Raw genomic sequence first — 22,555 nt, 5'->3', positions numbered from 1 at the left:
TTGTACGGCCGTCGCCCGGGACCGCTCGCGGCTTGACGGCGACGGGGTCGCAGGCGGCGTCCGGGTACGATTGACCCCATGGTGAGCGTGGCGGAATCCTTGGTGCGCCTGCAGGACGTGGCCTCGTCGCCCGTGGTCGCTCGGGTGGCGTCGGCGTTCGCCGAAGCCGGGTACGAACTGGCCCTCGTCGGCGGACCGGTTCGCGATGCGATGCTCGGTCGCACCGTGAGCGACCTCGACTTCACGTCGAACGCCTCGCCCGACCAGATCCTCGCGGTCCTCAAGCCGATGGCGAGCGCCTGGTGGGACGTCGGCCGCGACTTCGGGACGATCGGCGCGAAGGTCACCGTCACCGACGACGGCGGCGTCGAGCACGCCGACACGGTCGAGATCACCACCTACCGGGCCGACGCCTACGACGGCGTGACCCGCAAGCCGGTCGTCGCGTTCGGCGACACCCTCGAAGACGATCTGCGCCGGCGCGACTTCACCGTCAACTCGATGGCGCTCCGCATCCCCGAGATCACCCTCGTCGACCCGTCCGGCGGCGTCGAGGACCTCGTCGCCCACCTGCTGCGGACGCCGAGCTCGCCCGAGGTCTCCTTCGGCGACGACCCGTTGCGTATGCTCCGGGCCGCGCGGTTCGCTTCGCAGCTCGGCTTCCGGCCCACCGACGACGTGATCGAGGCGATGGAGGAGCGTCGCGAGACCATCTCCATCGTGAGTGCGGAACGGATCCAGGCGGAGCTCGGCAAGCTGCTCGCGACCGACCACCCGCGCGCGGGCCTCGAGCTCCTCGTCGACACCGGCATCGCCGATATCGTGCTGCCCGAGCTGCCGGCGCTGCGACTCGAGCCCGACGAGCACCACCACCACAAGGACGTCTACCAGCACTCGCTCACGGTGCTCGAGCAGGCGATCGGCTACGAGCACTCGCGGCACCCCGGCGAGGCGCCCGACCTCGTCCTGCGTTGGGCCGCGCTGCTGCACGACATCGGCAAGCCGGCGACGAAGAAGACCGGCCCCGGCGCAGCCGTCACCTTCTACCACCACGACCTCGTGGGTGCGAAGCTGGCGAAGAAGCGCCTCACCGCGCTCCGGTACGACGGCGACACGATCAAGAGCGTCGCGCGGCTCGTCGAGCTGCACATGCGGTTCTTCGGGTACTCCGAGGGCGTGTGGGCCGACTCCGCGGTGCGGCGCTACGTCCGCGACGCCGGTCCACTGCTCGAGCGGCTGCACATGCTCGTCCGCGCCGATGTCACGACCCGCAACCGGCGCAAGGCCGACCGCCTCGGTTTCGCCTACGACGACCTGGAGCAGCGCATCGTCGAGCTCCAGGAGCAGGAGGAGCTCGAGTCCGTCCGGCCCGACCTCGACGGCAACCGCATCCAGGAGGTGCTGGGCATCGCACCCGGTCGCGAGGTCGGCGAGGCGTACCGCTGGCTGCTGGAGCTGCGTCTCGACGAGGGCCCGCTCGGCGAGGAGGAGGCCACCCGCCGCCTCCTCGACTGGTGGTCCTCCCGGTGACAGCCCCACCTGCCCGCGAACTGTCACAAACGCACAGTCAGACGGCGTCACACTGACCGTTTCTGACAGCTCGCGGGCGTTCAGACTGAACTGCTAGCCTCCCTGAGGTTCACGGAACGAAGGATTCTCATGCTCAAGCGCCACGCCGCCCTCGCGATCGCGGCCGCCTCCGCCCTGATGCTGAGCGGTTGCGCCGCCGGATCCACGGAGCGCACGACGGTCACGGTGCGCGTGTGGGATGCCGCCGTCGCCGACGCCTACGAGACCTCGTTCGCCGCCTTCGAGCGCGAGAACCCCGACATCCGCGTCCGCGTCGACGTCGTCGAATGGGCGGACTACTGGACGAAGCTCCGCACCGACGTCGCGGCGGACACCGCTCCCGACGTCTTCTGGTTGAACAACTCCTACCTCGCCGGGTACGCGGACAGCGGGAGCGTGCTCGACGTCGGGCAGACGCTCGGCAAGGACGCCTCGAAGGACTGGGCACCGAGTGTGGTCAGCCAGTTCACCCGGAACGACAAGCTCTGGGCCGTCCCGCAGCTGTCCGACGCCGGTATCGCGGTCTACTACAACGCCGACCTCCTCGACGCGGCCGGCGTGAAGCCCGCCGAGCTCGAGGACGCGACCTGGTCGCCCGACGCGACGAAGGACACGTTCCTGCCCCTGGCGAAGAAGCTGACGAAGGACGCGGCCGGGGTCTCGGCCGACCAGCCCGGCTTCAACCCGGCGGCGCCCGCGACCTACGGCACCGGCCTCGGGTACGACCTGCAGGCCGTGCTCCTCCCATTCATCGGTTCGAACGGCGGGAAGTACCAGGACGGCGACGACTTCGCCTTCAACGACCCGAAGACGAGCGAGTCCGTGAGCTACCTCGTCAACGCGATCAACGGCGCCAAGGTCGCCCCACCGGCCGCCTCCACGAACGCCGACGGTGACTTCTCCCGCGACGCCTTCCTCCAGGGCAAGGTTGCGATGTTCCAGTCGGGGCTCTACAGCCTGAAGGCCGTGCACGACGGTGCCGACTTCCGCTGGGGTGTCGCCGAGCTCCCGGCCGGCCCTGCGGGCAAGGTCAGCGTCACGAACGGGATCGCCGCAGCGGGCAACGCGGCCACGAAGCACCCCGACCAGGTGAAGAAGGTGCTCGCCTGGTTGGGCAGTACCGAGGGCAACGCTCCCGTCGGTTCGTCCGGCTCGGCGGTCCCCGCCGTCACCGCGGCCCAGAAGCAGTACTTCGACTACTGGAAGGGCCAGGACGTCGACGTGCAGCCCTTCTTCGACGTGATCGCCGACGACGCGAAGACCATCGCGCCGCCGACGGGTGCCGGGTACGCGAAGGGACTCGCCGCCTACGACCCGATCTTCAAGGAGATCTTCGCCGGCACGACGCCCGTCGCCGACGGCCTCAAGAAGGCGCAGGAGGCGGCCAACGCCGCCATCAACGACTGAGTCCGGGCGCAGGGCATCGCAGGGCATGATGGACCATCATGCGGATCCTCATCGCGAGTCACCTCGAGCCTGAGTACGTCGAGGCGATCGGCGCCTCCCACCCGGATGTCGAGGTGCTGTACGACCCGACGCTCGTCGCGGTCCCGCAGTACGTCGCTGATCACCGTGGGCCGGCCCCCGAGCTGTCCGTAGCGGACCAGCAACGGTGGGCGGAGATGCTCGCCCGGGCCGACGTCGCGTTCGACTTCGACTGGCAGGACCCGGCGGCGCTGCCGGAGCGCGCCCCGAACCTGAGATGGATCCAGGCGACGAGCGCCGGCATCGGTGCGTTCATGCGCCGGACCGGACTCGACCGCAGCGGCATCACCGTCACGACGGCGGGCGGCGTGCATGCCGTCCCGCTCGCCGAGTTCGCCCTCACCGGGGCGCTCTTCGTGGTGAAGGGTGTTCCGTTCCTCCAGCGACGGCAGCGTGAGCGCCGGTTCGAGCGGTACACGACCAGGCAGCTCGCCGGGATGCGGGTCACGGTCGTCGGCGTCGGCGGCATGGGGTCGAACGTGGTGCGGACCTTCGACGCCATCGGCGCACGGGTGACCGCGGTGGGTCGGGTCGGTGGCACCTATGAGCTCCCCGACGGCATCGAGCTGAGCGATGTGGACCGGCTCGACGAGGTGCTGCCGGGCACCGACGTGCTCGTCCTCTGCACGGCGCTCACGCCCGAGACCGAGAACCTCATCAGCGCCGACCGGATCGCGCTCCTGCCCCACGGCGCCGCCATCGTCAACATCTCCCGTGGGCAGGTCGTCGATGAGGACGCGCTGATCGAGGCACTTCGGTCGGGCAAGCTCGGTGGCGCGGCGCTCGACGTCTTCCGCGAGGAGCCGCTGCCCGCGGACTCCCCGCTGTGGGACCTCGACAACGTGCTCATCTCGCCCCACTCGGCGTCCACGGTCGAGAGCGAGAACGCGACGCTCACGGCACTGTTCATCGAGAACCTCGCCCGCTACCGCGCAGGCGGACCGCTGCTGAACCGGTTCGACGCCGAGCGCGGGTACTGACCGACCCCGGCCATCGGGGCGTCGAGCCCGGGATCTCGGTGGCGTCCGAACCTGGCGAAACGCGCGGTCATTGCGCTAGAGATGTCGCTCGCGCACGTTTCGTGCTCGTAACGAATCTGCACCGGAAGCCTTCTCGGTTTGAGGGATTTGTTCGGAGCGTGCTGTAATCCTCTACAAGCACGTGCGAAGAACCTGCACACAGCCGTGCCGTCTCTCACACACAGAAAAACGAGGTCGACATCAATGTCATCCCCACGTAGTGGATTCCGGAAGAGCGCCGTCGCGCTCGCGGGTCTGTCCATCACCGCCCTCGCCCTCGCCGGCTGCGCCGCCGGTGGCAGCGGCTCCAGCAGCGGTGCCAGCGGCACGATCGTCATCGGCACGACCGACAAGGTCACGACGCTCGACCCGGCCGGATCGTACGACAACGGCTCCTTCGCCGTCATGAACCAGGTCTTCCCCTTCCTCCTGAACACGCCGTACAACAGCCCCGACGTCGAGCCCGACATCGCCGAGTCGGCCGAGTTCACTTCGCCGACCGAGTACACGGTGAAGCTCAAGAAGGGCCTCAAGTGGGCCAACGGCAACGACCTCACCTCCTCGGACGTGAAGTTCAGCTTCGACCGTCAGCTGGCCATCGCCGACGACAACGGCCCGTCGTCGCTCCTCAGCAACCTCGAGAAGACCGACGCGCCCGACGACCTCACCGTCGTCTTCACGCTGAAGACCGAGAACGACCAGACCTTCCCACAGGTGCTCTCGAGCCCCGTCGGCCCGATCGTCGACGAGGACGTCTTCTCCGCCACCGAGGTCACGCCCGACAACGACATCGTCAAGGGCAAGGCCTTCGCCGGCCAGTACACGATCGACAGCTACAAGTTCAACGAGCTCATCTCGTACAAGAAGTACGCCGACTACCAGGGCCTCCTCGGCGAGGCGAAGAACGACACCGTCAACGTGAAGTACTACACCGACGAGTCCAACCTGAAGCTCGACGTCAAGCAGGGCAACATCGACGTCGCATCGCGCAGCCTCTCCGCGACCGACATCGAAGACCTGAAGAAGGACAAGAACGTCAAGGTCGTCGACGGCCCCGGTGGCGAGATCCGCTACTTCGTCTTCAACTTCGACACGATGCCCTACGGAGCGACCACTGCTGACGCCGACCCGGCGAAGGCGCTCGCCGTCCGCCAGGCCGCTGCCGACCTGATCGACCGCGCTGCGATCGCCAAGGACGTCTACAAGGACACCTACACGCCGCTCTACTCCTACGTGCCCGCCGGCCTGACCGGTGCCACCGAGTCCCTCAAGGGCCTCTACGGCGACGGCGACGGTGGCCCGGATGCCGCCAAGGCGAAGGAGACGCTCGAGGCAGCCGGCGTGACCGTTCCGGTCGCGCTCAACCTCCAGTACAACGGTGACCACTACGGTTCCGGCTCCGGCGACGAGTACGCGCTCATCAAGGACCAGCTCGAGGCCGACGGCCTGTTCACCGTCAACCTGCAGCAGACCGAGTGGGTGCAGTACTCGAAGGACCGCACGACGGACGTCTACCCGGCGTACCAGCTGGGTTGGTTCCCGGACTACTCCGACGCGGACAACTACCTGACGCCGTTCTTCGCCACGGACAACTTCCTCGCGAACCACTACGACAACCCGGCCGTCAACGACCTCATCAACGAGCAGCGCTCGACGACGGACGCGGACGCACGGACCAAGCTCATCGAGCAGATCCAGGACACGGAGGCGGCCGACCTGTCGACCATCCCGCTGCTCCAGGGCGCTCAGGTGGCGGTCGTCGGCAAGGACATCGAGGGCACCGTCCTCGATGCGTCGTTCAAGTTCCGCTACGCGCCCATCACCAAGGGCTGAGTAGCCTGACCAACTGATATCCGACTATGGTGAGTCGGACGTCGCGATCGGGGTGGCTCCACAGAGCCGCCCCGATCGTCTGTCCGGGCTCTACCGAGTCGGTGATCGAGGAGGATCCACTGCAATGACGGCAGCTGTCGCAACCCCACCCCCCAAGGCGGCCAGACGTTCCGGAGGTGGCGGACTCTGGCGGTACCTCGTCATCCGCTTCCTGCTGATCATCCCGACGGTGTTCATCCTCGTCACCATGGTCTTCTTCCTGATGCGCCTGACCGGTGACCCGATCACCGCGGCGCTCGGAGGTCGCCTCCCAGCCGACCAACTTGCGGAACGCATCAGCGCCGCCGGCTACGACCGGCCGCTCTTCGTCCAGTACTTCGAGTTCCTCGGACAGATCGCCGTCGGCAACTTCGGCACGACGATCTCCGACAACCGCCCGGTCATCGAGGTCCTCCTCACCTACGGCTCCGCGACCCTCGAACTCGCGATCTACGCCCTCATCGTCGCGTTCATCGTCGGCATCCCGCTCGGCATGCTCGCCGCCGCCCGCCGCGACCGCTGGCAGGACGCGGGCCTCCGCATCTTCGCGATCCTCAGCTACGCCACCCCGGTGTTCTTCGCCGGCCTGCTGCTCAAGCTGATCTTCTCCGTCTGGCTCGGGATCCTCCCGGTCGCCGGTCGAGCCAGCACCGGCACCGAGCTGACGCTCCAGACCATCTCGAACCCGTCCGGCATCTACCTGATCGACGCGATCCGCCTCGGCGACCCGACGGCGATCAGCGACGTCCTCGCCCACGCGGTGCTCCCGGCGATCGCCCTCGGCCTGTTGACGGCCGGCGTCTTCCTGCGGCTGGTCCGCACCAACGTCATCGGCACGCTCGGTTCCGGCTACGTCGACGCGGCCCGGTCGCGCGGCGTCAGCGAGTTCCGGCTCGTGACGAAGCACGCCTACCGTCCGGCGCTCATCCCGATCATCACGGTCATCGGCCTGCAGATCGCGCTCCTCCTCGCGGGCGCGGTCCTCACCGAGACGACCTTCGAATGGAAGGGCCTCGGCTTCATGCTGAGCGAATACCTCAAGGCGCGTGACTTCGTCGCCGTCCAGGGGATCGTCGCGCTGCTGGCCGTCATCGTGGCCCTGACCAACTTCATCGTCGACATCATCGCGGCGATCATCGACCCGAGGGTGAGGTACTGAGCATGAGTGCTCCGACAGCCACCACCGCCGTGCAGACCGCGCCAGCGAAGCGTCCGCTGCGCGACCGCCTGCCCGTCGTCAAGCAGTTCCGCCAGTCGGTCGGGCTGCAGCGGGCGATGCTCGTCATCGGTCTCGTCGTCACGGGCGTGTTCGTGCTCATCGCGATCCTCGCGCCGCTCGTCGCGCCCTACCGGTTCAACCAGCTGCGCGGCGACGACGGTTCGTTCGGCACGCAGCAGGCGCCGAACGCGACGAACCTCCTCGGCACGACCGTCGGCGGGTACGACGTCCTGTCCCGGGTGCTCTGGGGCGCCCAGACCGCGCTCTTCGTCATCGTCTCCGCGATCATCCTGTCGATCTTCATCGGCGTCCTGCTCGGGCTCGTCGCCGGGTACTTCGGTGGCTGGCTCGACCGCGTGCTCGTCGTCGTGTGCGACGCGGTCTACGCCTTCCCGTCGCTGCTGCTCGCGATCGTCATGTCGATCGTCATCAGCCGCGGGCAGTCGAGCCTCTGGGGTGGCATCCTCGCCGCCGCGATCTCGATCACCGTGGTGTTCATTCCGCAGTACTTCCGGGTGATCCGCTCCGAGGTCGTGCGCATCAAGAGCGAGGCGTTCGTCGAGTCGGCGAAGGTCATCGGTGCGTCGAGCTCCCGCATCATGTTCCGTCACGTGCTGCGGAACGCGACGCGGACCCTGCCGCTCATCATCACCCTCAACGCCTCCGAGGCCATCCTCACGCTCGCGGGGCTCGGCTTCCTCGGGTTCGGCATCGAGCCGACCGCGGCCGCCGAGTGGGGCTACGACCTCAACCGGTCTGTCTCCGACGTCACGAGCGGGATCTGGTGGACCGCGCTGTTCCCGGGCCTCGCGATCGTCCTCGTCGTGCTCGGCATCACGCTCGTCGGAGAGAGCCTCAACGACCTGTCCGACCCGCGTCTGCGCAGCCGTCGTCGTGTCGGCGCGTCGAGCGGATCGGTCGCTGCGACGTCGAGCATCACGACCACCGGTGGCACGCCCGACAGCCCCGGTGGCGCCGGGATGATGGACGCCGAGTCGCTGGGAGCCGTGAGCGACGCCGCGGCGGACAGCGATCTGGAGAACCGACGAGAGGACGAGCGCTCATGAGCCAGTCGACGCCGACCACCGGTCCACGCGACCTCGGCACCAAGGACATCGTCAGCATCCGCGACCTCGGGGTCTCGTTCTCGACCGACGCCGGCGCGGTGAAGGCGATCAACGACATCTCGCTGTCGGTCGCACCGCGCGAGATCGTCGCGATCGTCGGTGAGTCCGGCTCGGGCAAGACGGTCACGGCCAAGACCATCCTCGGTCTGCTCCCGGAGACGGCCACGGCCTCCGGCGCGGTCGTCCTGCGCTCGCGCGACGGTTCGACCGAGCAGGACGTCGTCACGGCGTCGGCGGAGCAGCTGCGGTCCATCCGTGGCAGCGACGCGGCGATGGTGTTCCAGGAGCCGTCCACGGCCCTCAACCCCGTCTACAAGGTGGGGTGGCAGATCGCCGAAGGTCTCCGCGCGCACGGGTCGTACACGAAGGCCGAGGCGCGGGCCAAGGCCATCGACATCCTGCGTCGCGTCGGCATCCCGGAGCCGGAGGAGCGGGTCGATTACTTCCCGCACCAGTTCTCCGGCGGGCAGAAGCAGCGCATCGTCATCGCGATGGCGCTCGTGCTCGACCCCGGACTGATCGTGGCGGACGAGCCGACGACGGCGCTCGACGTCACAGTGCAGGCGGAGATCCTCGACCTCCTGCGTCGGTGCCGCGACGAGTTCGGCACGGCCATCGTCCTCATCACCCACAACATGGGCGTCGTGGCCGACCTCGCCGACCGCGTCGTGGTCATGTACCAGGGCGACATCGTCGAGGAGGCTCCCGTCCAGGAGCTGTTCTCCTCACCGAAGGCCGAGTACACCAAGAAGCTCCTGTCGTCGGTGCCGCACGTCGGCCGCGGCAAGAGCTCCGCGCCGGCCGAGGTTGAACGCGGGAAGCAGCTGCAGCTCGGTGAGCCGGTGGTGGTCGCGAAGGGGCTCGAGATCGAGTACCCGGGGCGTTTCGGCCGTGCCGGGTTCCGGGCGGTCAAGGGCGTCGACTTCACGATCCACGCGGGCGAGGTCCTCGGCCTGGTGGGGGAGTCGGGGTCCGGCAAGACCACGATCGGCCGCGCGATCGCCGGGCTCACCAAGGTGACCGGCGGCTCGCTGTCGGTGCTCGGTGTGGAGATGAACCGGGTGAAGGAGCGCGAGTTCGCTCCGAAGCGTCGTGAGATCGGGTTCGTGTTCCAGGACCCGGCGACGAGCTTCAACCCACTGCTCACGATCGCGGAGTGCGTGGCGGAGCCGCTCATCGTGCACGGCCGCTTCGGCGACGCACGGGCGGCCCGACGTCGGGTGGACGAGCTCCTCGAGGCGGTCCAGCTGCCGAAGGCGTTCGGCGACCGATTCCCGCACGAGCTCTCCGGTGGGCAGCGGCAGCGCGCTTCGCTTGCGCGGGCGTTGGCGCTCGAACCGGCACTGCTGGTCGCCGACGAACCGACCTCGGCGCTCGACGTGTCCGTGCAGGCCCGCGTGCTGGAGCTCTTCGCCGAGCTGCAGCGTGAGTTCGGGTTCGCGTCGCTGTTCATCAGCCATGACCTCGCCGTCGTCGACATCCTCGCTGACCGCATCGTCGTGCTGTACCGCGGGGACATCGTGGAGGAGGGGCCCGGCTCAGCAGTCCTCGGTGCGCCGAGCGACGTCTACACGCGCCGACTCCTTGCATCGCTCCCCGTGCCAGACCCGGCCGAACAGGCCGTGCGTCGCGAGGAGCTCAAGCGCCTCCGCGCCTGACCCTTCTTCGGTCCGTGAGCCCGTCAAAGGGCCCGGTCCCTGAGCCTCACCCCCCGGTCCCTGAGCCTCACCCCCCCCCGGTCACTGAGCTTGTCGAAGTGCGCCCTTCGACAAGCTCAGGGACCGGGATGGAGCTCAGGGACCGCGTCGGTTCAGGCCCCGACCTCAGCCGAGCTTGACGGCGGTGCCGTAGGCGACGACCTCCTGGTAGTTCTGGCCGACCTCGGCCGCGTCGAACCGCATCGCGAGCACCGCGTCGGCTCCGAGGGCGGTGGCGGCCTCGATGAGTCGCTGCTTCGCTTCCTCGCGGCTCTCAGCGAGCTGCTTGGTGAGCCCGGAGAGCTCACCGCCCAGCAGCGCCTTGAAGTTGGCGCCGAGTTGCACGCCCGCATTGCGTGCACGGACCGTGAGTCCGGTCACCTCGCCCAGCACCTCGGTGACCTGGCGGCCGGGGACATCGTTCATCGTCGAGATCAGCATGCTCGCAGTCTGGCACCGCTGCGCCCACCCCCATAGGGGGGATGTCCCGTCTTCGGGGACTGCTTGGCCGTGCCTGCCGCCCAGCGAGCCCGCCCCCCCGTTCCGTCCCTGCGCTGCCCGCACGAGACCCGGATGGAACGCGCGATTCTGTCCGGGTCTCGTGTCTCCAGCGTGAGGTCGCGTCGGGTGAGGTCGGCGGGTGACGGCAGACTGGGGTGGTGCACATCGTCCTCCAGCAGCTCGACGGCGCCCGCGTGCGCGTCGTGCACCTCGAGGACCGCCCCACTCCGTCCGGCGAGCCACCTCCGGTCTCCGAGACCACCATCCCGCGGGCCGACCTCGCGGCCTTCGTCCGGCGTCTCGAAGCCGAGCCGAATCCGCCGCGCTGGGTGTGGGACGACACCACGCTTTGGTACCCGGCGCTCCTCGCCGCGGGTGTCCGGATCGCCCGCTGCGTCGACCTCCGGCTCTCCCACAACCTCCTCCGCAATGCCGCCTTCACCGCCGACTCCGCCCTCGCGACGGCTCCGGCCGGCCCGTGGGACGAGGTCCTCGACCCGCGCGTCGCCCAGCGTGCGGAGGCCGTCGGGACCCTCTTCGACCTCGACCTCCCGGGCGGCGAACGCGATCCCGTCGCCGAGTTCACGCTCCAGCGTGACGCCGTCGACGGCGCGACACCGCAGGGACGCTCGCAGCTCGGACTCCTCCTCGCCGCCGAGTCCGCCGGTGCCCTCATCGCCACGGAGATGACCTTCGCCGGTCTCCCGTGGGACGCCGAGGCCCACGACCGCATCCTCGCCGACGCCCTCGGCCCCAAGGTGCCGCCCGGTGTCCGTCCGGCGAAGCTGGCTGCGGTCCTCGAGGAGGTCAAGGCCGCCCTCGGCGTGCAGGAGCTCAGCCCCGAGTCACCTGGCGAGCTCCTCAAGGCGCTCCAGCGTGCCGGCATCAACGCGACCTCCACCCGGCAGTGGGAGTTGCAGGAGATCGAGCACCCCGTCATCGAGCCGCTGCTCCGGTACAAGAAGTTGTCGCGTCTCCTCACCGCGAACGGTTGGACGTGGGTCGAGACCTGGGTGAAGGACGGACGCTTCCGACCCACCTACGTGCCCGGTGGGGTTGTCACCGGCCGCTGGGCGTCCGACGGCGGCGGTGCCCTCCAGCTGCCGCACCAGGTCCGCGGTGCCGTCCTCGCGGACGAGGGGTGGCGTTTCGTCGTCGCCGACGCCGCCCAGCTCGAGCCACGCATCCTCACCGCGATGTCCGGCGACCGCGCGATGGCCGATGCCGGACGCGGCGTCGACCTCTACCAGGGCATGGTCGACGTCGGCGCGGTCGACACCAGGCCGCACGCGAAGATCGCGATGCTCGGCGCGATGTACGGCGCGACGACGGGGGAGAGCGGGCGCCTCCTGCCCCGGCTCACGCGGGCGTTCCCTCGGGCGATCGAGTTCGTCGAGACGGCCGCCAGGGCCGGTGAGCGCGGCGAGCGGGTCAGCACCCGACTCGGTCGGACCTCTCCGCTCCCCGGTGCCGACTGGCGGGAGATCCAGTCGGCCGCCTCGATGGAGGGGGCGAACGCCGCCGCGACCCAACGCGCCCGCATGGAGGCGCGCAGCTGGGGTCGCTTCACGCGCAACTTCGTCGTGCAGGGCACAGCCGCCGAATGGGCGCTGTGCTGGATGGCCGGCCTCCGGACACGGCTGCAGGCGCTCGCCGCAGAGTCGGTCGGTCCGGCGGCCGCGCTCACCGAGTCGGCCCACCTCGTCTTCTTCCTCCACGACGAGATCGTCGTCCACTGCCCCGAGCACCAGACCGAGCGGGTCGTGGCCCTCGTGCGTGAGGCGGCGGCGGAGGCCGGTCGCCTGATCTTCGGCACCGCGCCGGTCGAGTTCCCGGTCACCACCGCCGTCGTCACCTCCTATGCCGACGCCAAGTAGCCCGCGAACTGTCAGTTGATGCGGGTGTGCGCGGCCCGCACTGTGCCGAAGTGACAGCTCGCGAGCTGGGCCGGGCTCAGCCGCCGGTGATCGCCCGGACCGCGTCGCCGATGATGAGGTACCAGCCGTAGACGGCGAGGGCGAGACCGATGAGCCACCACCATCCCGTCCGGCGGGACAGGCGTCTGCCCTGCCCGGCCACGCCTCGTGGCGGACGGATCAGCGGGAACGAACCCGGCATCGTCGCCGCGTCGACCGGTTCCAGGCGGCGATCCCGCCAGCGCTCCCACTGCGCGATGCGCTCGGCCAGGATGTCGACGACCGACATCAGCCACGTCCACACCTCGGGGTCGAGGGTCGAGAGGTCCTTGGGTGAGTAGAGGAAGAGGTGGTCGTCGACGATCTCGACATCGAGCTCGGCGACGGTGTCGATGAACCTCGCCATGATGTCGGGCGTGAAGAGGTAGAGGGCGTCGGTCTCGTACCCGCGCGGGCAGTACAGCTCGAAGTGGCGGTCGAAGTCGCCTTCGAGCGACAGCCGCTGGTCCTTGGCGTAGGTGACGGGCAGACGGGGGTGCAGGAGCGAGTTGTTGCCGACGGCGTCCAAGACGATGTGGGGGAGCGCCACCGGCAGCCGGAGGGCCACGTAGCCCCAGCGGTGCTCCTTGCGGTTCCGTCCCGAACCGATGGTCGTGCGCAGGTTCCCGACGGACAACGGCGACCGGCCGCCCCGCCACAGCAGGTCCCTGACCACGCTCGTCCCACCCATCGTGAAGATGAGCCCGGGCAGCGCCACCGGTATGGCGAACGGACGGTAGCTCAGGCCGTTCGCCCGCGCGAACCGGTCCAGCCGGAACTGGCGGACGCCGCTGCGTCGTCGGACCGTGCGCACCAGCAGGACGAGCATGCCGACGGGCAGCGCGAGGTAGGGCAGGAGGATCAGGGCCGACCAGTCCCATGGCTCATCCGGCATCGAGCCGTCTTCGAGCACGAACCACCAGGCGGAGAGGAAGCCGATCGGCAGCACCGCCAGCACGACGGCGGGCCAGATCGCCGCCATGAGTGGTGGACGGACTTCGCCCGGGAGGCCCTTGCGGTACTCGCGGAGCGCGCGTCGGTCGATCCGTTCGGTGAGTGCTCGCGTGTCCGGCGTCGTGGTTCGAGTCTTCGGTGCGGTCATCGCACGTCGGGTGTTCCGTGGGGTACGGGCACGGGCGTCATCGTCGCGGGCGTTCGAACAGGGCGGTTCGCGGCGACCGTGAGTGCCCGGCCGGCCGCGTGGACGAGCGCCTCGAGCGGACCCCGACGCTTGGTGAGGGCGATGAGCCAGCCGAGGAGGAGCGCACCGGCGACGTGGATGAGCCAGAGCTGCGGGCTCGAGATGAGCCACGCCGTGTCCGCATACGTCCCGGCGATCGCAGCGATCAATGCGCCGACCGACGCCATGAAGACGTGCGCCGAGTAGACGGTGAGCGGAGCGGCTCCGGCCCCGGTCGCCGGCAGGAGCGCGAGCGACCAGCCGCGGTTCAGGACGGTGCCGAGCGCCAGGCACAGGCCGATGACGAGCGCCGCGATCCCGATCGTGAAGACGAGGTCGAGCGTGGTGCCCGAGTGCGGGGCGCGGGCGACGAGCCACCAGAAGGACTCCGTGGGGCTCGTGCCGTACATCCCTTCGGCGAGGGCGTCCTCGACGGCGGTGATCGTCGTCGGATCGGGCTCGAGGCCGCCGGTCCAGGCGCGCGCGATGCCCTGCACGCCGCCGACGGGACCGAGGAGCAGGGCGGCGAGGCGATCCGCGGCGATGGCGACGACGAGTCCGATCGTCGCGAGCCGGAGTGCGAAACGCCGCAGGGTCCCGTTCGCCCGCGCATCCATGAGCAGCCGGCCGACGGCCATCCCGACGAGCACGTAGACGATCCAGGTGAGCGCCGGGTACACCCCGGTGAGGAGCAGCCCGCGGGCGAACCCGCCGCCCGCGACGTCGAACCAGGACGCACTGCCGATCTCGGGGGAGTCGACGCCGCTGAGCGGCACCCGGAGCGCCTGCGAGCAGATCGGCCAGACCACCGCCCAGGCGGCCGCGACGATCAGCAGCGTGCGTGGACGCCACGTGACGGCCGGGATCGCGAGCCAGAAGGTCACACCGTAGTAGGCGATGATCACGTAGATGCCGCCGGGCAGCACGCCGAGGGTGAGGCCGAGGACGAGCAGGGCGAAGCCGCGTCCGAAGAGGTTGAGGCGCGCTGCTGCGGGAGAACCGGCGGCGAGGTCGCGTCGGCTCGTGAGGACGATCCCGATCCCGGCCAGCACGGCGAACAGGGCCGCGGCCTTGCCCGAGAGGACCTCCGTGATCGGCGTGTGTCCGCCGGTCGCGATGTCGAACGCCCAGACGTGCGTGGCCATCATGCCGATGAGTGCGAGGAACCGCGCGAGGTCGAGACCGATCAGTCGGTCGGCGCGCTGTCGGCTGGCTGGGGTGCTCATCGGGTCCAGCATCCCACGCGTGGCGGCTCCGCGACAGGCCCGCGGTGGCGGTACGGGCTCCCGTCCGGTACGCTGTGAAGGTTGCCCGGGTGCGTCCGCTCTGTTCTCACCCGATCGCAACGATGCTTACACCCTCCTGCCACAGAAAGTCTGTGGCCGTTCGAGTCCGAAGGAGGTGGGTTAGTGACGCATCAGTACGAACTCATGGTCATCCTCGACCCCGAGATTGACGAGCGCACGGTTGCACCGAGCCTCGACAAGTTCCTCAACGTCATCCGCAACGATGGTGGAACCATCGACAAGGTCGACATCTGGGGCCGTCGTCGTCTCGCTTACGAGATCAACAAGAAGACCGAAGGCATCTACGCCGTCGTGGACTTCACTGCATCGAGCGCTGCCACGCAGGAGCTCGACCGTCAGCTGAAGCTCTCCGAGGCCGTCATGCGCACCAAGGTGCTGCGTGCCGAAGAGGCCATCGCTCAGGTCGCCACCGAGACGAAGCGCAGCGAAGAGAAGGCCGCCCGCAAGGCTGCCGCCAAGCCCGCTGCTGCTGTCGCCGCGGCTCCCAAGGCAGACGCGGCTCCGGCTGCGGCTGAGACCAAGGAAGCCTAGGGCTCATGGCCGGCGAGACCGTCATCACCGTGGTGGGCAACCTGACCAGCGATCCGGAACTGCGTTTCACGCAGAACGGCCTGGCTGTCGCCAACTTCACCATCGCTTCCACGCCGCGCAACTTCGATCGCGCGACGAACGAATGGAAGGACGGCGAAGCGCTGTTCCTGCGCGCGAGCGTCTGGCGTGAATTCGCCGAGCACGTGGCCGGATCGCTCACCAAGGGAAGCCGCGTCATCGCGACCGGGCGTCTCAAGCAGCGTTCCTACGAGACGAAGGAAGGCGAGAAGCGGACTTCGATGGAACTCGAAGTCGACGAGATCGGCCCTTCGCTCCGGTACGCGACCGCGACCATCAGCCGTGCACCCTCGGGTGGCGGCGGCGGTGGTCAGCAGCGCGGCGGCGGAGCTCCGCAGGTGCAGCAGAACGAGCCCTGGGCTCAGAGCGCACCCGCAGCTTCCGGCGGCAACGGCGGTGCAGATGCCTGGAACACTCCGGGCAGCTACAGCGACGAGACCCCCTTCTAAACAGATTCGATCGGTCCGGTTCTGCCGGCTAGCCGATCACTCCATTCACACGCAAAGGAACAACCATGGCTGGAAAGTCGAGCGGCGACCGCCGCAAGCCTGCCCGCGGTGCTAAGGGCGGCAAGAACGTCGCTCCCGCGAAGGCGATCCGCGTTGGCGTCATCGATTACAAGGATGTCGCCACGCTTCGCAAGTTCATCTCCGAGCGGGGAAAGATCCGCGCTCGTCGTATCACCGGTGTCAACGTCCAGGAGCAGCGACTCATCGCACGTGCGGTCAAGAACGCACGCGAGATGGCGCTCCTGCCCTACGCCGGCTCTGGCCGCTAGGAGGCGCCGCACATGTCGAAAGTGATTCTGACGCACGAGGTCTCCGGCCTCGGCTCCGCTGGTGACGTCGTCGACGTCAAGAACGGCTACGCTCGCAACTTCCTCGTTCCCCAGGGTTTCGCGACCCCGTGGACCCGCGGTGGCGAGAAGCAGGTCGAGCAGATCAAGTCGGCCCGCGCTGCGCGCGAGCACGCCACGATCGAAGAGGCCCAGGACCTGAAGGCTCGCCTCCAGGCCACCAAGGTCAAGCTCACGGTCAAGACGGGTGGCGAAGGCCGTCTGTTCGGTTCCGTGAAGCCTGCTGACATCGCGAAGGCCGTGGCGGAAGCCGGGCTGGGCGAGGTCGACAAGCGCAAGATCGAGATCCACACCCCGATCAAGTACGTCGGCGAGCACGAGGCCACCATCAGCCTCCGCGACGAGATCGTCGCCACGATCACCCTTCAGGTGGTCGCGGCCAAGTAGTACCCGCCGTGCGGTGTCGGGCCTTCGGGTCCGGCGCCTCATGCACGTCGTGATGAGCGCGATGGCGGTGGACCGAGAGGTCTGCTGCCATCGCGTTTTTCTGTGCCCAGAACAGGGGCGACGCGTCGCTCCGACACCTGTGTGCTACACCCGTTTCGCCCTCTGCGTCAAGCAAGTTGTACACAGGTGACCCCCGTTCTCCCCAACGTTCGACACAGGATCGAAAGAACTTTCCACACACAGCCTGTGGAATCAGAATCTCCTGATCAGGGGCGTATTGCGTGGCAGAAAAACTTCTCTCTCCACAGGGTTTCCCACAGCTTGTGCACACGACACGCGGCGTTTCCCCCGATCTCTCCACAGAGTTATCCACAGGCAGAGTTGGTTGTGAAGACGAGTGGCCCTATCGTGAGTCATCGGCGTCTCGGAACAGTCGGGCGAGCAGGCTGCGCAGCCCTCGTCCGTAGCCCTCGAGCGCCCCGCAGGGCCCGTGCATGTCGCATGTTCCTGCTACACCTGAGTCGTCACCACCAGCACCACCCGAGTCCACATCGAGAAGGGATGTCCACTTGTCGATCGCTCATCTCAACCGCTCCGAAGGCGGCGGTTCGTACGACGAGCCTCGCGGCAACGAGCGGGTCCCTCCGCACGACCTCCTCGCGGAGCAGAGTGCACTCGGCGGCATGCTGCTGTCGAAGGACGCGGTCGCCGACGTGGTCGAGACGCTCCGTGGCGTGGACTTCTATATCCCGAAGCACGAGGTCATCTACGACGCCCTGCTGACGCTGTACTCGCACGGCGAGCCGACCGACGTCATCACCGTCACCGACGAGCTCGTCAAGACGGGCGAGCTGTCTCGCGCCGGTGGTGCTGACTACCTCCACACGCTCACGAGCCTCGTCCCGACCGCGGCGAACGCCGGCTACTACGCCCGCATCGTCGCGGAGCGCGCGCTGCTGCGTCGTCTCGTCGAGGCCGGCACCCGCATCGTGCAGATGGGCTATGCGGCCGAGGGGGAGGCCGTGGAGCTCGTCAACTCCGCTCAGGCCGAGATCTACGCCGTCTCCGGCAACCAGGAAGTCGAAGACTACGTCCCGCTGACCGACGCGGTGAGCGCGGCGATCGACGAGATCGAGGCCGCCAAGCACACCGACGGTTCCATGACCGGCGTGCCGACGGGCTTCCGCGAGCTCGACGAACTGACGAACGGTCTGCACCCGGGCCAGCTCATCATCGTCGCCGCCCGACCCGCTATCGGTAAGTCCACGCTCGCGCTCGACTTCGCTCGCGCAGCCTCGGTCCACTACAACCAGCCGTCGATCTTCTTCTCGCTCGAGATGGGGCGCAGCGAGATCGCGATGCGTCTCATGAGCGCTGAGGCGTCCGTGCCGCTGCAGCTCATGCGGAAGGGGACGGTCGATTCGCAGGACTGGACGAAGATCGCGCAGGTGCGCGGCCGCATCAACGACGCACCGCTCTACATCGACGACAGCCCGAACATGACGCTCGTCGAGATCCGCGCGAAGTGCCGTCGACTCAAGCAGCGCGTGGGGCTGAAGATGGTCGTCATCGACTACCTGCAGCTGCTGACCTCCGGTAAGCGTGTCGAGAGCCGTCAGCAGGAGGTCTCGGAGTTCTCCCGTGCGCTGAAGCTCATGGCGAAGGAGCTCCAGGTCCCCGTCATCGCGCTGTCACAGCTGAACCGTGGTGCTGAGCAGCGTGCCGACAAGATGCCGGCACTGTCCGACCTCCGTGAGTCGGGCTCGATCGAGCAGGACGCCGACATGGTGGTGCTCCTGCACCGCGAGTCCGCCTACGAGAAGGACAGCCCGCGAGCCGGCGAGGCCGACCTCATCATCGCCAAGCACCGTAACGGACCGACCCGGACGATCACCGTCGGCTTCCACGGCCACTTCAGCCGCTTCGCCGACATGGCGCCGGGGATGTAGTGTGAACGCGCAACATTAAGTGTCGTTGGCCAACGTAAAGTGTCGTTTTGTGTTCCCGACGACACTTTAGGTTGAAACGGCCTTAGTGGGCGGCGCACTTTCATGGTGTGAGTGGTCCGTGGGGATTGTTGCCATCCATCGCCTCGATGTACACCCCGATCAACCCGTCATCGCGAGTGATGATGCTCACCTCAGGCTGGGGAGCGAAGTGCACGTTCGCGTGGTCGCCATCGGCGAGTTGGCCTCCGATGGCAATACCATGACAACCACCATCGCCCGCACTCGGGAATCAACGGCGAAGTTCCCGCGGCGCGCGTTTGCAACGTCGCGGGGAAGTGCACCTAGCAGAGCTCTGTAGCGCAGCGCTCCTTCACGTGCTCCAGCAGCACCGTCGACTAGTCGGTCGGAGCGTTCAGCTGGACCTCTTAGAGGCCTCTGCCTCGGTTCTAGGCGGATCCGCGGAGCAACACACCCCGGGCCGCCGTGAGCTCAGGACTACGCGCCTTTACAGTTGACACGACACGTTCGGGCTGACCTTTCGGCCCTGTATGCGCGGAGCCGCAGCGGTCACACGAGGGGATCATCGCTATGCGCATGAGGACGTTGCGAATACAGAACTTTCGCGGCATACGGCAAGCGAATCTCGATCTCAGTGCGCCATTCATCGCCCTGGTCGGCCCGGGAGACAGCACTAAGACAACGATCCTCGATGCCCTCGGATTCGTCCTTACTCCTCGGTACAATCTCGTCTTCACTGACGCGGACTTCCACAACACAGTCACGACCGAGCCCATGGTCATCGAGGCCGTCATCGTTGACCTGCCAGACACTCTGGTCGACGAGCGTACTCATGGCAAGAATCGCAGCGGTATCCGCTCCGACAACACCCTGACCCATGACCCTTTAGACGAGGACTCGGTCGAAGAGTGCCTAATCGTGCGCCTCACCGTCGCAGCTGATCTTGAACCCGTATGGGAAGTGGTCCGCCCGGGAGAAGAGGTCGGCGACCGAATGACTGCGTCCGAGCGCGGGCAGCTCGGGCACTTCAGAATCGGGGAGAACTCCGGGCAGAACCTGCGGTGGGGTCGCGGATCCGCGCTGACCACGCTGACTCAGTCGAAGTCCGGCGCAGCGCATGCTCTCGTAGAAGCACAGCGCCAAGCACGCGACGCAGTGCGCGCACTCACCGGAACTGCATTGCACGACGCGGCAACTCTTGCTCAAAACCAATCCCTCCTGCTCGGCCCGGCGAAATTCTCTGACCTGCGACCGGGGCTTGACCCTGCATTCGGTGCCGGGAGCTCTTCTTTGATGCTGCACGAAGGCGATATCCCGCTCTCCCAATACGGTCTCGGATCGAGGCGGCTCTTGAGCCTCACGATCCAAGAGAACGCGTTGACTACTCGCTCCATGGTTTCCATCGACGAAGTGGAGTCGGGACTAGACCCACACCGCTTGTCGAACCTGCTGCGCCATCTGCGCGAACAGACCGAGTCTGGGACCACGCAGGTGATCTTCACTACCCACTCGCCCTTGGTCGTCGAGTCGCTGTCGTGGAGACAACTTTTCGTCGTTCGATCGGTCGACGGAGTCACAACGGTCAACGCTGTACCTGAAGACCTCGCGCCAGATCACGTCGAGACCGTCCAAGGTCTCGTTCGGTCGGCACCGTCATCCCTGCTTGCTCGTAAGGTGGTCGTCGGAGAAGGCGCCACCGAAGTTGGATTCCTCCGAGCGATCATGAACTCGCGCGACAATGCGCGAGCTGCCAAAGGCAAATCAATCTCGGTGTCGACAGGAACCTCGATAGCCAATGGCGGAGGAGACTCGCAAGCTCCGGAACGCGCCCGAGCGTTCGCTGACCTTGGGTATCGAACGATGCTGGTACTAGACGCGGATGTCGACACGAACGCGGATAGAGTGACGGCAGCCGCAGATGCCGGTGTCGAGGTAGTCCAGTGGGACCCGCCTCACGCACTCGAGGACGCGATCTTCGCCGCGATCCCAGACGCTGGCATAGCGGCGATCCTCGACGTCGTAATCGAGGACAAGGGCGTCGAATCTGTTGCAGGTGCCCTAGGGTCACGATTGGGCTCCAACCTTCCTCAAGACAACGTCGAAGGTTGGTCCGCGCTCGCAAATGACAGTGAATACAGGTCGGCGCTTGCCGCGACCGCAAAGGCCAAGAAGTGGTTCAAGAGAGAAGACCACGGCATGGAGCTCGGCGAAATCGTCTGGCTGCATCGGACCTCCCTTCCGCAAGGCGGGCTGCGCGCAGGTCTGAAAAACTTCCTCAACTTCGTCTATCGCGATGAATCCTGACGAGGACGTTTCGCGCATCCTCGATGCGCTGCCATGCTCCGTTGAGCTGCCCGCAGGAACGGGGAAAACCGAGCTCATCGCCCGACTCGTCGCAAGTGTCTCCCACAAGGGTCAGCGGTCACTGATCCTGACCCACACGCACGCTGGCATCGACGTTCTGCGCAGGCGCTTCAAGAGATTCGGCATCCCCCAGAACTCGTATTCAATCCGAACGATCGACAGCTGGAGCTTCGACCTGATCTCCAAGATGCCGGAGCTCTCGGGCATCGTCGTCGGGGACGAGCCCGACTGGAAACTAGCCCGCGACTACCACGCAGCTGCACAGTCAGCAGTCCAGTCGACGGCGATCACCCGAATGCTGGAGGTGAGCTACGACCTGATGTTCGTCGATGAGTACCAGGATTGCCAACTATGGCAGCACGAACTCATCGCCTCGATCTCGAACGTGGTTCCCACCGCAGTTCTCGGTGACCGGATGCAAGGGCTCTTCTTCTTCAACAATGCACAGCCTGTCGATTGGGAGATGGATGTAATCCCGGCATTCCCTTCCATTGAAGTTTCGATCCATCCGTGGCGTTGGCAAGGTCAGAACCCTGATCTGGGCGACTGGCTCCTTGAAGCTCGCACGTCGCTTCTCAGCGGCGACGGCATCGACCTCGACGGAGCGCCGATCACGCTTGCTGCTCCCTCGGACGGGCTCGCGACATACCACGCTGCACCCCGCCACCCAGAAACCACAGTGGCCATCGCCAAGTGGCCGAGTGACGCTGCGCTCCTCGCCCGAAAACTCGGCGGCGCCTACACGATGATCGAGGAGATCGAGGGCAAACACCTTCGCGCCTTCGCGACCATCATCGACGCGAATGACGCGGGCGAGATCGCAGCTGGCACCGTCCAGTTCGCGATCGATTGCGCATTCGGGCTCACCGATTCCTTTCCGATGCGACAGCGGAACCGCCTGCGCGGCGGTGACCTCCTGAACGGTGCGCCCACGAGCTCAGAAATGGATGAGGCCGTCTGCTCAGTCAACGCGTTGTTCGACGACGCGTCTGCTTCAAGGGTTCGTACCGCGCTGCTGGCGCTCAGCCAGATGCCGAGCTTTCGTCTCTACCGCCGCGAAGCCTGGTTCGGTGTTCTTGACGCCCTTCGTCTCTGCGAAGCAACTGAAGACCTTCCCGTACTTGATGCAGTGGTCAGCATCAGGACACGTGTCAGCCGTGCTGGAAGACGACCCGAGTCGCGAATCGTCGGGCGACCTCTGCTCATCAAAGGTCTGGAGTTCGACCACGCCGTCGTCGCCGACATCTACGGATACAACGCGCACGAGCTGTACGTCGTCTTGAGTCGAGCCTCAACCAGCCTCACGGTGATCACCAATGAGACGTGGTTTGCGCCACCGCGCCCCCGGCGAGCATGAAGTGAAAGTCCAATTTAGTCCGCTCACTCGCCCCGCATGCGCTGGACTTGTCGGTTGCCGGCCCAGCCTGGCTTGAGTGAAGAC

18 protein-coding genes are annotated in these 22,555 nt (G+C 67.2%); 15 read left to right on the top strand and 3 right to left on the bottom strand.

Translation table 11 applies throughout. The features are described 5' to 3' along the window. The first annotated feature begins 78 nt into the window (after positions 1–78). From GV015_RS02875 to GV015_RS02845, 7 genes are all read left to right on the top strand, one after another. Positions 79–1,530 (top strand): CCA tRNA nucleotidyltransferase, encoded by a 1,452-nt coding sequence (locus tag GV015_RS02875; RefSeq protein ID WP_159876458.1) that lies wholly within the window; start codon positions 79–81, stop codon positions 1,528–1,530. Between the two features lie 129 nt (positions 1,531–1,659). Further along, complete coding sequence (locus GV015_RS02870) at positions 1,660–2,976, top strand: sugar ABC transporter substrate-binding protein (RefSeq protein ID WP_124767791.1); 1,317 nt, start codon at positions 1,660–1,662, stop codon at positions 2,974–2,976. A 38-nt stretch (positions 2,977–3,014) separates the two neighbouring features. Next, the gene (locus GV015_RS02865; protein WP_159876456.1) at positions 3,015–4,034 is read left to right on the top strand and encodes a D-2-hydroxyacid dehydrogenase; all 1,020 of its coding nucleotides are present in this window, start codon (positions 3,015–3,017) and stop codon (positions 4,032–4,034) included. A gap of 243 nt (positions 4,035–4,277) precedes the next feature. Next, a complete protein-coding gene (locus tag GV015_RS02860; protein ID WP_079704272.1) occupies positions 4,278–5,906 on the top strand; it encodes an ABC transporter substrate-binding protein in 1,629 nt (542 codons plus the stop codon). Positions 5,907–6,030: 124 nt separating this feature from the next. Further along, positions 6,031–7,104 carry an ABC transporter permease gene (locus GV015_RS02855; protein ID WP_159876454.1) on the top strand — a complete coding sequence of 358 codons (1,074 nt, stop codon included), beginning with the start codon at positions 6,031–6,033 and terminating at the stop codon, positions 7,102–7,104. Positions 7,105–7,106: 2 nt separating this feature from the next. After that, the gene (locus tag GV015_RS02850; protein WP_159876452.1) at positions 7,107–8,231 is read left to right on the top strand and encodes an ABC transporter permease; all 1,125 of its coding nucleotides are present in this window, start codon (positions 7,107–7,109) and stop codon (positions 8,229–8,231) included. Then, a complete protein-coding gene (locus tag GV015_RS02845) occupies positions 8,228–9,949 on the top strand; it encodes an ABC transporter ATP-binding protein (RefSeq protein WP_079704269.1) in 1,722 nt (573 codons plus the stop codon). The genes GV015_RS02850 and GV015_RS02845 overlap by 4 nt, the downstream gene beginning before the upstream one ends. A 165-nt stretch (positions 9,950–10,114) precedes the next feature. Here GV015_RS02845 and GV015_RS02840 read toward each other — a convergent pair whose 3' ends face one another. After that, on the bottom strand, positions 10,115–10,429 hold the full coding sequence (locus GV015_RS02840; RefSeq protein ID WP_064294105.1) for a YbjQ family protein: 315 nt from the start codon (positions 10,427–10,429) through the stop codon (positions 10,115–10,117). Between the two features lie 218 nt (positions 10,430–10,647). Here GV015_RS02840 and GV015_RS02835 point away from each other — a divergent pair, with 218 nt between their 5' ends. Further along, positions 10,648–12,366 (top strand): bifunctional 3'-5' exonuclease/DNA polymerase, encoded by a 1,719-nt coding sequence (locus tag GV015_RS02835; RefSeq protein WP_159876450.1) that lies wholly within the window; start codon positions 10,648–10,650, stop codon positions 12,364–12,366. A 76-nt stretch (positions 12,367–12,442) separates the two neighbouring features. Here GV015_RS02835 and GV015_RS02830 read toward each other — a convergent pair whose 3' ends face one another. Continuing rightward, complete coding sequence (locus GV015_RS02830; RefSeq protein WP_159876448.1) at positions 12,443–13,546, bottom strand: hypothetical protein; 1,104 nt, start codon at positions 13,544–13,546, stop codon at positions 12,443–12,445. Next, positions 13,543–14,850 carry a heparan-alpha-glucosaminide N-acetyltransferase domain-containing protein gene (locus tag GV015_RS02825; protein ID WP_159876446.1) on the bottom strand — a complete coding sequence of 436 codons (1,308 nt, stop codon included), beginning with the start codon at positions 14,848–14,850 and terminating at the stop codon, positions 13,543–13,545. Before GV015_RS02825 ends, GV015_RS02830 begins: the two co-directional genes overlap by 4 nt. A gap of 204 nt (positions 14,851–15,054) precedes the next feature. Here GV015_RS02825 and rpsF point away from each other — a divergent pair, with 204 nt between their 5' ends. From rpsF to GV015_RS02790, 7 genes are all read left to right on the top strand, one after another. After that, positions 15,055–15,462: a 30S ribosomal protein S6 gene (rpsF, locus tag GV015_RS02820; protein ID WP_194718777.1), complete on the top strand. Its 408-nt coding sequence runs from the start codon at positions 15,055–15,057 to the stop codon at positions 15,460–15,462. A 5-nt stretch (positions 15,463–15,467) separates the two neighbouring features. Continuing rightward, positions 15,468–15,989 carry a single-stranded DNA-binding protein gene (locus GV015_RS02815; RefSeq protein ID WP_064295656.1) on the top strand — a complete coding sequence of 174 codons (522 nt, stop codon included), beginning with the start codon at positions 15,468–15,470 and terminating at the stop codon, positions 15,987–15,989. Positions 15,990–16,054: 65 nt separating this feature from the next. After that, complete coding sequence (gene rpsR / locus GV015_RS02810; RefSeq protein ID WP_056010351.1) at positions 16,055–16,318, top strand: 30S ribosomal protein S18; 264 nt, start codon at positions 16,055–16,057, stop codon at positions 16,316–16,318. 12 nt (positions 16,319–16,330) lie between these two features. Continuing rightward, on the top strand, positions 16,331–16,783 hold the full coding sequence (gene rplI / locus GV015_RS02805; RefSeq protein ID WP_056010352.1) for a 50S ribosomal protein L9: 453 nt from the start codon (positions 16,331–16,333) through the stop codon (positions 16,781–16,783). Positions 16,784–17,358: 575 nt separating this feature from the next. Then, complete coding sequence (gene dnaB, locus GV015_RS02800; RefSeq protein ID WP_369808454.1) at positions 17,359–18,732, top strand: replicative DNA helicase; 1,374 nt, start codon at positions 17,359–17,361, stop codon at positions 18,730–18,732. A gap of 594 nt (positions 18,733–19,326) precedes the next feature. After that, positions 19,327–21,054: an ATP-dependent endonuclease gene (locus GV015_RS02795; RefSeq protein ID WP_159876444.1), complete on the top strand. Its 1,728-nt coding sequence runs from the start codon at positions 19,327–19,329 to the stop codon at positions 21,052–21,054. After that, complete coding sequence (locus GV015_RS02790; protein WP_159876442.1) at positions 21,044–22,471, top strand: UvrD-helicase domain-containing protein; 1,428 nt, start codon at positions 21,044–21,046, stop codon at positions 22,469–22,471. Before GV015_RS02795 ends, GV015_RS02790 begins: the two co-directional genes overlap by 11 nt. Positions 22,472–22,555 lie beyond the last annotated feature (84 nt).

The sequence above is a fragment of the Plantibacter sp. T3 genome (assembly GCF_902506515.1).
Classification (GTDB): domain Bacteria; phylum Actinomycetota; class Actinomycetes; order Actinomycetales; family Microbacteriaceae; genus Plantibacter; species Plantibacter auratus.
This window is presented reverse-complemented; position numbering and strand designations above follow the sequence as displayed.